Origin of the sequence: Enterococcus sp. DIV1315a, from assembly GCF_051712325.1 — a bacterium.
Classification (GTDB): Bacteria; Bacillota; Bacilli; order Lactobacillales; family Enterococcaceae; genus Enterococcus; species Enterococcus faecalis.
Genome location: NZ_JBIOOS010000001.1, coordinates 1,453,745 through 1,466,229, shown reverse-complemented (window position 1 = coordinate 1,466,229; position 12,485 = coordinate 1,453,745). Strand labels below are relative to the sequence as shown.

Here is a 12,485-nt window from a genome sequence, read left to right as displayed (position 1 = left end):
ACTTAATGCAAGAAGTTTGCAATATTGACATGTTATAATGAGTAGGATTGAAGAAAAAAGAGATGGAGAGAACGCCATGATTGAAATGAAAGATGTAATGAAGAAATATTCGAATGGTACAACAGCGATTCGGAATATTTCAGTAGAGATTGACCAAGGCGAGTTCGTCTATGTGGTTGGTCCCTCAGGTGCAGGGAAATCAACCTTTATTAGATTAATGTATCGTGAAGAAAAAGCAACGAAAGGTAATTTGACAGTTGCAGGTCATGATTTAATGAAAATAAAAAATAAAGAAGTTCCTTATTTACGTCGTGAAATCGGCATCGTTTTCCAAGACTATAAACTATTACCGAAGAAAACTGTGTATGAGAATGTGGCCTATGCGATGCAAGTTATCGGACGACGTCCTCGCGAAATCAAAAAACGCGTGATGGAAGTTTTAGATTTAGTCGGTCTAAAACATAAGGTACGTGTTTTTCCAAGTGAACTTTCTGGTGGGGAACAGCAACGGGTATCCATTGCACGAGCAATCGTAAATACACCGAAAGTTTTAATTGCCGATGAACCAACTGGGAACTTAGATCCAGAGAATTCATGGGAAATCATGAAATTGTTGGACCGGATTAACGCACAAGGAACAACAGTCGTGATGGCAACGCATAATAGTACAATTGTAAATACGATTCGTCACCGTGTTATTGCCATTGAAAATGGTCGCATTATCCGTGACCAAGTGGAAGGAGAATACGGCTACGATGATTAGAACATTCTTTTCTCATTTATTTGAAAGTATCAAAAGTTTAAAACGGAACGGTTGGATGACTGTTGCCTCAGCAAGTGCGGTTACAATTACATTAGTTTTAGTTGGTATTTTTATGGGCGTTATTTTTAATGCAACGAAACTTGCTGATGATATCGAAAAAAACGTGACAGTGTCAGTTTTTGTCGATATTGGTACAAAACAAAATGAAATGAAAACATTAGAAAAACAACTTAAAGGATTAGACAATGTTGAAGATATTTCTTATTCAAACAAAGATCAACAATTGAAAAAAATCCAAGAACAAATGGGGGATGCTTGGAATCTTTTCGAAGGCGACAGTAACCCATTATACGATGTGTATTATGTCCGTGCGAAAACACCAGAAGACACGAAAGATATTGCGAAACAAGCAGCTAAATTCCCAAGTGTTTTTAAAGCCGATTACGGTGGTGTAAACTCAGACAAAATCTTTAAAATCGCTCAAACCGTTCGAACTTGGGGCCTAGCAGCTGCTGCATTACTTTTATTCGTTGCAGTGTTCTTAATTTCCAACACCATTCGGATTACGATTTTATCTCGTCAAAAAGAAATCCAAATTATGCGTCTTGTAGGAGCGAAAAACAGTTTCATTCGTTGGCCGTTCTTCTTAGAAGGTGCTTGGATTGGGTTGATTGGCGCAATCGTGCCAGTCATCATTATGACGTTAGGCTACCATCAAGTTTATAACATGTTTAACCCGCAGTTATTGCGTTCGAATTATTCGTTAATTCGTCCAGAAGATTTTATCTGGAAAGTTAATCTATTAATGATTGCAACAGGAATGATTATTGGATCACTAGGTTCAGTTATTTCAATGCGTCGTTTCTTGAAAATTTAAACGAAAAAAAGCTCTCCATTTTGGAGAGCTTTTTTTGTTTTATTTTTAAAATACTTGTTATTTAATTTAAGAGTTTTCTCAGTTGTACCAACAAATTGATAACTTATAATTTTCAAGTCCTACATATAATGGTAAAATAGAATAGATTGAAATTAATTGGAGGAATAATGAATCGATGAAAAAAAGATTGCTATTATTTATTGGTTTGGCAAGTATACTTACTTTGACAGGATGTGCAAAATGGATTGATCGTGGTGAATCCATCACAGCGGTAGGCTCATCAGCTTTACAACCATTAGTAGAGACAGCGAGTGAGGAATATCAAAGCCAAAATCCGGGAAGATTTATTAATGTCCAAGGTGGCGGAAGCGGAACAGGTCTGAGTCAAGTCCAATCTGGCGCGGTAGACATTGGTAATTCTGATTTATTTGCAGAAGAGAAAAAGGGCATCAAAGCGGAAGACCTAATTGATCATAAAGTTGCTGTCGTTGGGATTACACCAATCGTTAACAAAAATGTCGGTGTCAAAGATATCTCAATGGAAAATTTAAAGAAAATCTTTTTAGGTGAAGTAACAAACTGGAAAGAACTTGGCGGAAAAGATCAAAAAATTGTTATTTTGAACAGAGCGGCCGGTAGTGGTACGCGTGCGACTTTTGAAAAATGGGTCTTGGGAGATAAAACAGCCATTCGTGCGCAAGAACAAGATTCCAGCGGCATGGTTCGTTCCATTGTTTCTGATACACCAGGAGCGATTAGTTATACCGCATTTTCATATGTTACTGATGAAGTAGCTACGTTAAGTATTGATGGTGTTCAACCAACAGATGAAAATGTAATGAACAATAAATGGATTATTTGGTCTTATGAACACATGTACACTCGTAAAAATCCAAGTGATTTAACCAAAGAGTTTTTAGACTTTATGTTGTCAGATGATATCCAAGAACGTGTGATTGGTCAATTAGGGTATATTCCTGTTTCGAAAATGGAAATTGAACGGGATTGGCAAGGAAATGTCATTAAATAATTCTCTTAACACAAAATTTACAAACTTAACATAAAATTTACATGTTATTAAAAACAAATTGATGTAAAAAAGGTACACTATTTTTATCTGTAAAAGTTGGATTGTTTGAGGAGGAAATATTCTTGGAAGATGTACAGAAAAAATTATTAACAAAATCGAAAAGAGCCAAGATGGAGCAACGAGGGAAATTTATTAGTTTCCTATGTATTGCCTTAATTGTAGCAGTGGTTGTTTCAATTTTCTATTTTGTTGCAAGTAAAGGACTTGCTACATTCTTTAAAGATAAGATTAATGTGTTTGATTTCTTATTTGGAACAAACTGGAACCCAAGTGATATCGGCGCAGACGGTAAACCCATGGTTGGGGCTTTACCGATGATTGCGGGTTCCTTTATTGTAACGTTTTTGTCAGCGATTGTTGCGACACCATTTGCGATTGGAGCGGCTGTTTTTATGACAGAAATTTCACCTAAAAAAGGAGCGAAATTTTTACAACCAGTTATTGAATTACTTGTAGGGATTCCCTCTGTTGTTTATGGATTTATTGGTTTATCTGTCATTGTTCCTTTTGTCCGTTCAATCTTTGGCGGAACTGGCTTCGGTATTTTAGCTGGTACGTTTGTGCTATTTGTCATGATTTTACCAACGGTTACTACGATGACCGTAGATGCATTAAAAGCTGTGCCTCGACATTATCGTGAAGCGTCGTTGGCGCTTGGTGCTACGCGTTGGCAAACGATTTATAAAGTTGTCTTGCGGGCAGCTGTGCCTGGTATTTTAACTGCGGTTGTCTTTGGTATGGCTCGTGCGTTTGGTGAAGCCTTAGCAATCCAAATGGTAATCGGAAATGCAGCTGTGATGCCAACTAGTTTGACGACACCAGCTTCGACACTAACAAGTATTTTGACAATGGGGATTGGGAATACAATTATGGGAACAGTAGAAAACAACGTTCTTTGGTCTTTAGCCTTGATTCTATTGTTGATGTCTTTACTATTCAACATTGTTATCCGAATTATCGGTAAGAGAGGAGCCTTAAAATAATGAATGCAAAAAAAGCAGATAAAATCGCAACAGGTATCTTATATGCCGTATCTGGCGTCATTGTTTTAATTTTGGCGGCCTTACTGATTTACATTTTAGCTAGAGGAATTCCACATATTTCGTGGGAATTTTTAACACAACCATCCAGAGCCTATCAAGTTGGTGGTGGGATTGGTATTCAGCTTTTCAACTCACTATATTTACTATTGATTACAATGATTATTAGTATTCCAATTTCATTGGGTGCTGGAATTTACTTATCGGAATATGCGAAAAAGAATTGGTTAACTGATTTAATTCGTACCTCGATTGAAATTTTAAGTTCATTGCCTTCCGTTGTTGTCGGGCTGTTCGGCTTCTTGATTTTCGTTGTACAAATCGGATATGGCTTTTCAATCTTATCAGGTGCGTTAGCATTAACATTTTTTAACTTACCATTATTGACTAGAAATGTTGAGGAATCTTTGAAAGCCATTCATTATACACAGCGTGAAGCGGGGTTAGCCTTAGGTCTTTCACGTTGGGAAACAGTTAAAAAAGTTATTTTGCCAGAAGCATTACCAGGAATTTTGACAGGTGTTATTTTGAGTTCTGGTCGGATTTTCGGTGAAGCCGCTGCGTTAATTTATACAGCAGGACAAAGCGCACCTGCCTTAGATTTCAGTAATTGGAATCCATTGAGCGTTTCAAGTCCAATTAGCATTTTCCGTCAAGCGGAAACGTTGGCTGTGCATATTTGGAAAATTAATACCGAAGGAACGATGCCAGATGGCGCTGCGGTCTCAGCAGGTGCCTCCGCTGTGTTAATTTTAGTAGTTTTACTTTTCAATTTCGGCGCTCGTTTTATCGGCAACCGTCTTTATAAGAGAATGACATCAGCTTAATGTTAGGGGAATTAGCATGAAAGAATACAATTTAAATGATACCCATTTACTTCAACTAGATAGCCAAAAAGACCCGATTGCGTTACACACGGAAGACTTACATGTCTTTTACGGGGACAATGAGGCTATCAAAGGTGTTGATTTGCAATTTGAAAAGAACAAAATAACCGCCTTAATTGGACCTTCTGGTTGCGGTAAATCCACGTATTTACGTTCGCTAAATCGTATGAACGATGGCATTGCCAATTCACGTGTTACTGGAAAAATCATGTATAAAGATGTCGATGTCAATACGAAAGAAGTTGACGTCTACGAAATGAGAAAACGCATTGGCATGGTTTTTCAGCGGCCCAATCCATTTAGTAAATCTATCTATGAAAATATCACATTCGCATTGAAACAGCATGGTGAAAAGGATAAGAAAAAATTAGATGAAATCGTTGAAACAAGTTTGAAGCAAGCCGCACTTTGGGATCAAGTGAAAGATAACTTAAACAAAAGCGCCTTAGCTCTGTCTGGTGGGCAACAACAACGTTTGTGTATCGCTCGGGCAATTGCGATGAAACCAGATATTTTATTGTTAGATGAACCGGCAAGCGCGTTAGATCCGATTTCAACAGGAACGGTTGAAGAAACGTTAGTGAATTTAAAAGATGATTACACGATCATCATTGTGACACATAACATGCAACAAGCGGCGCGGATTAGTGACTATACAGCTTTCTTCTATATGGGTAAAGTCATTGAATACGACCATACAAGAAAAATCTTTACACGACCAAAAATTCAAGCAACGGAAGACTACGTTTCAGGACATTTTGGTTAGGAGGAGCAAGATGGGCAAAGAAATTATTTCATCAAAAGATTTACATTTATATTACGGGAAAAAAGAAGCATTGAAAGGCATTGATTTAACTTTTAATCAAGGAGAATTAACTGCCATGATTGGTCCTTCTGGTTGCGGGAAGTCAACGTATTTACGTTGCTTGAATCGTATGAATGATTTAATCCCAGACGTAACTATTACTGGAAGTGTCGTCTATAAAGGAAAAGATATTTATGGACCGAAAACAGATAACGTTGAATTACGTAAAGAAATTGGCATGGTTTTCCAACAACCTAATCCATTTCCGTTTTCAGTTTATGAAAATGTGATTTATGGCTTGCGCCTAAAAGGAGTCAAAGACAAGCAAGTCTTAGATGAAGCAGTTGAAACCAGTTTGAAAGCTGCTGCCGTTTGGGAGGATGTCAAAGATAAACTTCACAAAAGTGCACTTTCACTTTCTGGTGGACAACAACAGCGGGTTTGTATCGCTCGTGTTTTAGCTGTGGAACCAGATATTATTTTATTAGATGAACCAACTAGCGCCTTGGACCCAGTTTCTAGTGGTAAAATTGAAAACATGCTGTTAACATTAAAAGAGAAATATACCATGATTATGGTGACACATAATATGTCGCAAGCATCACGGATCTCTGATAAAACGGCCTTCTTTTTACAAGGTGATTTAATTGAATTTAATGACACGAAAAAAGTATTTTTAAATCCAAAAGAAAAACAAACAGAAGATTACATTTCTGGTAAATTTGGTTAAAAGGGGGAAAAAGAATGTTACGGACACAATTTGAAGAAGAACTATTAAATCTGCACAATCAATTTTATGAAATGGGTATGATGGTTAGTAGTGCCGTCCATAAATCCGTGAAGGCATATATTAATCATGATAAAAAATTGGCTCAAGAAGTGATTGATCGCGATATTGAAATTAATGATATGGAAGTCAAACTTGAGAAAAAGAGTTTTGAAATGATTGCGTTACAACAACCAGTGACAACAGACTTACGTATGATTATTACTGTTATGAAAGCTAGTTCGGATTTAGAAAGAATGGCGGACCATGCCGTTTCAATTGCTAAATCAACGATTCGCTTAAAAGGAGAAACACGTATTCCTGAAATTGAAAAAGAAATTTCAGATATGTCTGATTATGTGAAAAAAATGGTGGATAATGTTTTAATCGCCTATGTTAAAACGGATCAAAAAGATGCACGAATGATTGCACAAATGGATGATCGTACTAATGAATATTTCGATAGTATTTACAAACATGCCGTAGAAGCAATGAAAGCTAATCCAGAAACGGTCATTAGCGGAACTGATTATCTGCATGTGGCACAATACTTGGAAAGAATTGGCGACTATGTCACAAATATTTGTGAGTGGATTGTTTACTTGGCAACTGGTAAAATTACCGAATTGAATAGTAATCGTGACGAACAATTTTAAGAAAAACAAATAAAAAAACTAGGAGACGGCCTTTTTTAGACCAATTCCTAGTTTTTTTAGCGTAAAATGAACTGATTTTATAAAACTAGTCCTTACTAATGAGAAGAAATCGTTCTTAAGTCCTATGACAAATGATCAAAAACAAGGCATAATAATGCATGTAAGGAAAACACTATTGAGTGAAAAATTTGCTAAGGAGGCAATATCCATGAAAGAAAGAGAACGCGTATTAGAATTAGTGAAAAAAGGTATTCTAACGTCAGAAGAAGCGTTAATTTTATTAGAAAATATGGCAACTGAAAAAGATGAAAAACAAATCGAAAAAGCTGCTGAAAAAGTTGATACACAAAATATTGGAACAACAAATAAAGAAGATCAAGTCGCAGATTTAATGGATGCATTAGAAAAAGGCGAATCAGAAGGACCTACTGTTGATTCGTTTGAAGAAAATAAACAGGACAGTGCAGAAAAAGATCGTGAAAACTTAGAAAGAATTCTTGATGAGTTAGCAACAAAAGCCAATCGTGCTTCGGCTGAATTGGACGAAGTCAACGCAGAAATTGCCGGCATCAAAGAAGAAATTAAAGAAGTCGCAGAAGAAATTGGAACATTAGATACAAAAGAAGAATTAGATGCATTAACAGAAGATGAACAAGTTCAACGAAAAGACTTGCACGTTTTACTTGCACAATTAGAAGAAAAATTAGCGACTCAAAGTACTGAAAAAACAGCACTGGAAGAAGAACTAAAAAACATTCGCAAAGAACAATGGAAAGGTCAATGGAATGATACAAAAGAAAAAGTTTCTTCTCAATTCTCTGAAGAGTGGAAAGATCAAGCCACAGACACCTTTAACCAAGTCGGCGGCAAAGTTGCCGAAGTTGGTGGTCAAGTGGGAGAATTCTTGAAAAAAACATTTAATTCTTTCAGTGACACCATGAATGATAATGTGGAATGGAAAGACATTAAAATGAAAGTTCCTGGTGTGGCAACAACTAAGTTTGAACATGAGTTTAATTATCCAAATCCACAAGCAAGTTTAATTGATGTCAAGGTAGCAAATGGTACCGTGGTTTTCAAAACTTGGGATCAAGAAGATGTGAAAGTCGAAGCAAAAATCAAATTATATGGTAAAATGGCAGGAGATTCACCAATGGAAGCTTTCTTAGAACGAAGTGACATTGATGTGGATGATGAAACGATTTCTTTCCAAGTGCCAAACAAACGAGTGAAAGCAGATTTAACGTTCTATTTACCAAAACGCACTTACGATCATGTATCTGTTAAATTATTAAACGGAAATGTCTTAGTAGAAGAGTTAACAGCGAAAGATGTTTACACAAAATCAACGAATGGGACGATTACGTTTAAAAAAATTGATGCAACTATGTTAGAAATTGAAGGCGTGAATGGTGAAATTAAAGTCCTAGAAGGAACGATTTTAGATAACATTATTGAAACAGTCAATGGTGATGTGTCTATTTCCGCGGCACCAGAAAGTCTAAGTGTTTCTCTGATTAATGGAGATATCCGCATTACAGCTAAAGAAAAAACGCTTCGCCGTGTTGAAGCAAGCTCTGCAAATGGGAATATCAAATTGGCCTTACCAAATGACTTAGGTGTTGAAGGGCAAGTGAAAACGAATTTAGGTAGTATTAACAGCCGTTTAACAGATATTGAAGTTGTTCGTGAAAAGAAAGATCGCGGCAATCAACAATTACATTTTAGACGTGTACTGGAAGAATCAATGGCTCAAATTAATGCTTCTACAACAACGGGAAGTATTTTCCTAAAAGATACGGATAAATAATTAATAATTTTAAGCTAGATGGGCTGACGAATCAGCCTTTCTAGTGTAGAATTTAGTAGACGAGGTGAAAACATATGAAAAGAAAACTAACAAAATCTCCGAATAACGTGGTTTTAACAGGAAGCTTAGCTGGGATTGCTGATTGGCTAGGAATTGACCCAACAATTATTCGTGTCGTTTATGTCTTGCTCAGCTTTTTCTCAGCAGGATTTCCAGGCATTCTCTTATACATTGCCTTAGCAGTCTTGATCCCTTCTGGAAGAACAGGAAGCGATCGCGGCTACGGCCATCAAAATCCTTATAATAGAAATGTTCGCAATGAAAATCCTTATGCTGCCAATAAAAAGCAACGTAAAGAAGCGGAAAAAATTGATGATGACGAATGGAGTGACTTTTAATGACATATTTTCAGCGATTGGTTGTTAATACACTGACATTCATTTCTTTATCAGTTGTTTTTCCTGGCATGATTCATGTGAGAGGCATAATGCCTGCAATTATTGCCGCCTTTGTTCTCTCAATCCTAAATATGTTGGTGAAACCAGTCTTAACAATCTTGTCGCTCCCATTTACTTTATTAACGTTTGGTCTATTTAGCTTTGTCGTCAATGCAGCGATTTTACAAATGACCTCGTTTTTTGTGGGGGAAATGAACTTTGGCTTCTCAAGTTTTTGGGCAGCGGTGCTAATGGCTGTAATTATGTCAATTGTCAATACGATCGTTACGGATCACAATTTATCTAAATATGAATAAAAAAAGCCTGAAGAACGTAGCATAAAATGCGTTCTTCAGGCTTTTTCGATGGTTAAATTTTCTAGGTGACATTCTGGATGGCGGCTGATATAGCCATATAAAATGTTTAAAAAATCAACTTGTTGCTTCGAGTAATGCTCAATTGTTTTCGGTGGTTTTTTGGGCATGATTTTTTTTGCTAGTTCAAGCGGTGAATATTTTTGAAACGTTTGTTTAGTTACAACACGTGTTGCTACCACCAAGCCTTGGTAAATTAAATAGTATTTAATTTTTTTCTGACAAGGTAACCACATCAGTTGCCAATCTCGTTGGTTAGCTTGACTAATTCGTTGATTTTGGTTTGCAAAGCGCGTCAAAAAGAGCCAATCTTCTTTGAGTTTTGCCGCTTTTTCGAAGGCTTGTTTTTCAGCAGCTTCTTGCATTTGTTGAGCAATTCGTTTGATTGGTTCTCGTCCTTGATTATGGAAAAAGTCGAACAATTCTTGTTGAAATAGTTCGGTCGGAATGGCACTCTCTTTTTGAAAGGTTTGATGCCAATAGTTGGTTGGGACGAGATCGTAGATACTATCCAAAATTATTTTTAAACGGTTTAATTTTCGGCGAATCGAATAAGGACCAAAACAGTTCTCTTTAGTGGGAATATTTAAGAGTTTAATCTCTAATTGCCGCTCATTAACGGCTACCGATACATAAGAATATTGTTCATAAGCATTCATTTGGCGATTGTAGCGCGGCCGATACTGTTGAATCAGTTGACATTCTAGAAGGAGCGCATCCAATTCTGTGTCAGTATGGAGAACATCGAAGTCTATAATTTGTTTGACTAAACGCATCGTCTTTCGAGAATGTTGATTACTATTAATAAAATAGCTCGACACGCGATTTTTTAATTTTTTGGCTTTACCCACATAAATAATTGTGTCGGTTGCGTCTTTCATTAAATAAACACCCGGTGTTAACGGTAATTGATGGGCTTTTTCCTTTAAATATTCTTTCATAAGTTTCCTCTTTTCTTAAAAGGATCGGCTTCAAGTATACAAAGTTTTCTGAAATAGTCAAGTGACAGAAATAGCATAGGTAATTTCACTGAAAAATAGTTTCATTTTTTTGAAATATGATAATTCTAGGAATTATCTAGTGAATAGCTAGAAACTTGTATTTTTAAATGATAAAATATAACAAGTAGCAGAAAGGACTGACATTCGATATGACAGAAGTGGTAAAGATTTATCAACTGGTAGAAAATCTTTCTTTAGAAGTAGTATACGGAGATGAAGAAAGCTTAAATAGAACAATTAAAACTGGTGAAATTTCCCGGCCAGGTTTAGAATTAACTGGGTATTTTAATTATTATTCCCATGACCGTTTACAATTATTTGGGAGCAAAGAAATTACCTTTGCGGAACGAATGATGCCTGAAGAGCGTTTATTAGTGATGCGCCGTTTATGTGCGAAAGATACTCCAGCCTTTATAGTATCCAGAGGACTAGAAATCCCCGAAGAATTAATTACAGCAGCAAAAGAAAATGGCGTTTCTGTATTACGTTCACCGATTTCAACTTCCCGTTTACTAGGGGAACTATCCAGTTATTTAGATGGCCGTTTAGCTGTTCGGACAAGTGTCCATGGGGTTTTAGTTGATGTTTATGGACTTGGTGTTTTGATTCAAGGAGATAGCGGTATTGGTAAAAGTGAAACAGCTTTAGAGCTTATTAAGCGTGGACATCGGCTAATCGCAGACGATCGTGTCGATGTTTATCAGCAAGATGAATTAACCGTGGTGGGAGAGCCACCAAAAATTTTGCAGCATTTAATTGAAATTCGTGGTATCGGGATTATTGACGTCATGAACCTGTTTGGAGCTAGTGCGGTCCGTGGCTTTATGCAAGTTCAATTGGTCGTTTATTTAGAGGCATGGGAAAAAGACAAGAAATATGATCGTCTTGGTAGTGATGATGCAATGGTTGAAATAGCTAACGTTGATGTCCCTCAGATTCGTATTCCTGTTAAGACCGGCCGAAATGTGGCCATTATCATTGAAGTAGCAGCAATGAACTTCCGCGCGAAAACAATGGGCTATGATGCAACAAAAACGTTCGAAGAGCGCTTAACCCGTTTGATTGAAGAAAATTCAGGAGAATAGAAGGAGAAGATGTGATGATGTTAGCTCAAGTAAATTCAATTGCATTTCGCCTTTTCGGTATTCCCGTCTATTGGTATGCAATTATTATTGTTTCAGGGATTGCTTTAGCTGTTTGGCTAAGTAGTCGTGAAGCCGTTCGTGTTGGTTTAAAAGAAGATGATGTCTTTGACTTTATGCTCTGGGGATTACCTGCAGCAATTGTTGGCGCGCGCTTGTATTACGTCGCTTTTCAATGGCAAGATTATGTAGACAATCCGATTGAAATTTTCTTTACTCGAAATGGTGGCTTAGCGATTTATGGTGGTCTTATTGGTGGGGGACTGGCGCTGTTTTTCTTTACGCGTCATCGTTTCATTTCTACATGGACTTTTTTAGATATTGCCGCACCAAGTGTGATTTTAGCGCAAGCAATTGGTCGCTGGGGCAACTTTATGAATCATGAAGCCTATGGGCCAGCGACCACCAGACAATTTTTAGAAAATCTCCATTTACCAACGTTTATCATTGATAACATGAATATCAACGGAACGTATCATCAACCAACATTTTTATATGAATCTGTCTGGAATGTTTTAGGGTTTATCGTTTTAGTGTTATTACGCAAAAAGCCACACTTTTTAAAAGAAGGCGAAGTCTTTTTAGGTTATATAATATGGTATTCTTTCGGCCGCTTCTTCATCGAAGGGTTACGGATGGACAGTTTGTATGCGTTTAGTAACATTCGTGTCTCACAATTGTTGTCTTTAGTGATGTTCGTGGCAGCAATTGTTATTGTGATCGTTCGTAGAAGAAATCCCAATTTGAAATTTTACAATCGGGAGAAACAAAAGAAAAAAATAACAACTTCTTAATCCAACTTGATCGAAGAATATGGTAAACTAAAGAAGTAACGTT

At 36.8% G+C, this 12,485-nt stretch carries 14 protein-coding genes; 13 read left to right on the top strand and 1 reads right to left on the bottom strand.

Going from position 1 to position 12,485, the window contains the following annotated elements; translation table 11 throughout:
* The first annotated feature begins 76 nt into the window (after nucleotides 1-76).
* The 11 genes from ftsE to IGJ03_RS07040 all read left to right on the top strand — a co-directional run bounded on the left by ftsE (nucleotide 77) and on the right by IGJ03_RS07040 (nucleotide 9,448).
* Nucleotides 77-763: a cell division ATP-binding protein FtsE gene (ftsE, locus tag IGJ03_RS07090; RefSeq protein WP_002361935.1), complete on the top strand. Its 687-nt coding sequence runs from the start codon at nucleotides 77-79 to the stop codon at nucleotides 761-763.
* Nucleotides 756-1,640 (top strand): permease-like cell division protein FtsX, encoded by an 885-nt coding sequence (gene ftsX, locus IGJ03_RS07085; RefSeq protein ID WP_002364071.1) that lies wholly within the window; start codon nucleotides 756-758, stop codon nucleotides 1,638-1,640. The genes ftsE and ftsX overlap by 8 nt, the downstream gene beginning before the upstream one ends.
* A 175-nt stretch (nucleotides 1,641-1,815) precedes the next feature.
* Entirely contained in the window at nucleotides 1,816-2,670 is an 855-nt protein-coding gene (locus IGJ03_RS07080) for a phosphate ABC transporter substrate-binding protein PstS (protein WP_002357298.1), read from the top strand.
* A gap of 122 nt (nucleotides 2,671-2,792) precedes the next feature.
* Nucleotides 2,793-3,713 (top strand): phosphate ABC transporter permease subunit PstC, encoded by a 921-nt coding sequence (pstC, locus tag IGJ03_RS07075; protein ID WP_002357299.1) that lies wholly within the window; start codon nucleotides 2,793-2,795, stop codon nucleotides 3,711-3,713.
* The gene (gene pstA, locus IGJ03_RS07070) at nucleotides 3,713-4,597 is read left to right on the top strand and encodes a phosphate ABC transporter permease PstA (protein ID WP_002357300.1); all 885 of its coding nucleotides are present in this window, start codon (nucleotides 3,713-3,715) and stop codon (nucleotides 4,595-4,597) included. The genes pstC and pstA overlap by 1 nt, the downstream gene beginning before the upstream one ends.
* Nucleotides 4,598-4,613: 16 nt before the next feature.
* Nucleotides 4,614-5,423 carry a phosphate ABC transporter ATP-binding protein PstB gene (pstB, locus tag IGJ03_RS07065; RefSeq protein WP_002357302.1) on the top strand — a complete coding sequence of 270 codons (810 nt, stop codon included), beginning with the start codon at nucleotides 4,614-4,616 and terminating at the stop codon, nucleotides 5,421-5,423.
* Nucleotides 5,424-5,433: 10 nt separating this feature from the next.
* Nucleotides 5,434-6,192 carry a phosphate ABC transporter ATP-binding protein PstB gene (pstB, locus tag IGJ03_RS07060; protein ID WP_002357303.1) on the top strand — a complete coding sequence of 253 codons (759 nt, stop codon included), beginning with the start codon at nucleotides 5,434-5,436 and terminating at the stop codon, nucleotides 6,190-6,192.
* 14 nt (nucleotides 6,193-6,206) lie between these two features.
* Entirely contained in the window at nucleotides 6,207-6,884 is a 678-nt protein-coding gene (gene phoU / locus IGJ03_RS07055) for a phosphate signaling complex protein PhoU (protein ID WP_002357304.1), read from the top strand.
* Nucleotides 6,885-7,092: 208 nt separating this feature from the next.
* Nucleotides 7,093-8,694 carry a daptomycin-sensing surface protein LiaX gene (liaX, locus tag IGJ03_RS07050; RefSeq protein ID WP_002357305.1) on the top strand — a complete coding sequence of 534 codons (1,602 nt, stop codon included), beginning with the start codon at nucleotides 7,093-7,095 and terminating at the stop codon, nucleotides 8,692-8,694.
* A gap of 74 nt (nucleotides 8,695-8,768) precedes the next feature.
* Nucleotides 8,769-9,092 carry a PspC domain-containing protein gene (locus IGJ03_RS07045; protein ID WP_002357306.1) on the top strand — a complete coding sequence of 108 codons (324 nt, stop codon included), beginning with the start codon at nucleotides 8,769-8,771 and terminating at the stop codon, nucleotides 9,090-9,092.
* On the top strand, nucleotides 9,092-9,448 hold the full coding sequence (locus IGJ03_RS07040; RefSeq protein WP_002357307.1) for a phage holin family protein: 357 nt from the start codon (nucleotides 9,092-9,094) through the stop codon (nucleotides 9,446-9,448). The genes IGJ03_RS07045 and IGJ03_RS07040 overlap by 1 nt, the downstream gene beginning before the upstream one ends.
* A gap of 35 nt (nucleotides 9,449-9,483) precedes the next feature.
* Here IGJ03_RS07040 and IGJ03_RS07035 read toward each other — a convergent pair whose 3' ends face one another.
* Nucleotides 9,484-10,446, bottom strand: a complete 963-nt coding sequence (locus tag IGJ03_RS07035; RefSeq protein WP_002365747.1) for a GIY-YIG nuclease family protein — start codon at nucleotides 10,444-10,446, stop codon at nucleotides 9,484-9,486.
* Between the two features lie 209 nt (nucleotides 10,447-10,655).
* Between IGJ03_RS07035 and hprK the strand changes: the two genes are divergently transcribed.
* Nucleotides 10,656-11,591, top strand: a complete 936-nt coding sequence (gene hprK / locus IGJ03_RS07030; protein WP_002357309.1) for an HPr(Ser) kinase/phosphatase — start codon at nucleotides 10,656-10,658, stop codon at nucleotides 11,589-11,591.
* Nucleotides 11,592-11,608: 17 nt separating this feature from the next.
* A complete protein-coding gene (gene lgt / locus IGJ03_RS07025; RefSeq protein ID WP_002381830.1) occupies nucleotides 11,609-12,442 on the top strand; it encodes a prolipoprotein diacylglyceryl transferase in 834 nt (277 codons plus the stop codon).
* Nucleotides 12,443-12,485: the final 43 nt, after the last annotated feature.

Excerpts from the sequence above, each read along its gene's own strand:
- ftsE (WP_002361935.1), top strand. The coding sequence starts at position 77 with ATGATTGAAATGAAAGATGTAATGAAGAAATATTCGAATGGTACAACA.
- ftsX (WP_002364071.1), top strand. The coding sequence starts at position 756 with ATGATTAGAACATTCTTTTCTCATTTATTTGAAAGTATCAAAAGTTTA.
- IGJ03_RS07080 (WP_002357298.1), top strand. The coding sequence starts at position 1,816 with ATGAAAAAAAGATTGCTATTATTTATTGGTTTGGCAAGTATACTTACT.
- pstA (WP_002357300.1), top strand. The coding sequence starts at position 3,713 with ATGAATGCAAAAAAAGCAGATAAAATCGCAACAGGTATCTTATATGCC.
- pstB (WP_002357302.1), top strand. The coding sequence starts at position 4,614 with ATGAAAGAATACAATTTAAATGATACCCATTTACTTCAACTAGATAGC.
- pstB (WP_002357303.1), top strand. The coding sequence starts at position 5,434 with ATGGGCAAAGAAATTATTTCATCAAAAGATTTACATTTATATTACGGG.
- phoU (WP_002357304.1), top strand. The coding sequence starts at position 6,207 with ATGTTACGGACACAATTTGAAGAAGAACTATTAAATCTGCACAATCAA.
- liaX (WP_002357305.1), top strand. The coding sequence starts at position 7,093 with ATGAAAGAAAGAGAACGCGTATTAGAATTAGTGAAAAAAGGTATTCTA.
- IGJ03_RS07045 (WP_002357306.1), top strand. The coding sequence starts at position 8,769 with ATGAAAAGAAAACTAACAAAATCTCCGAATAACGTGGTTTTAACAGGA.
- IGJ03_RS07040 (WP_002357307.1), top strand. The coding sequence starts at position 9,092 with ATGACATATTTTCAGCGATTGGTTGTTAATACACTGACATTCATTTCT.
- IGJ03_RS07035 (WP_002365747.1), bottom strand. The coding sequence starts at position 10,446 with ATGAAAGAATATTTAAAGGAAAAAGCCCATCAATTACCGTTAACACCG.
- hprK (WP_002357309.1), top strand. The coding sequence starts at position 10,656 with ATGACAGAAGTGGTAAAGATTTATCAACTGGTAGAAAATCTTTCTTTA.
- lgt (WP_002381830.1), top strand. The coding sequence starts at position 11,609 with ATGTTAGCTCAAGTAAATTCAATTGCATTTCGCCTTTTCGGTATTCCC.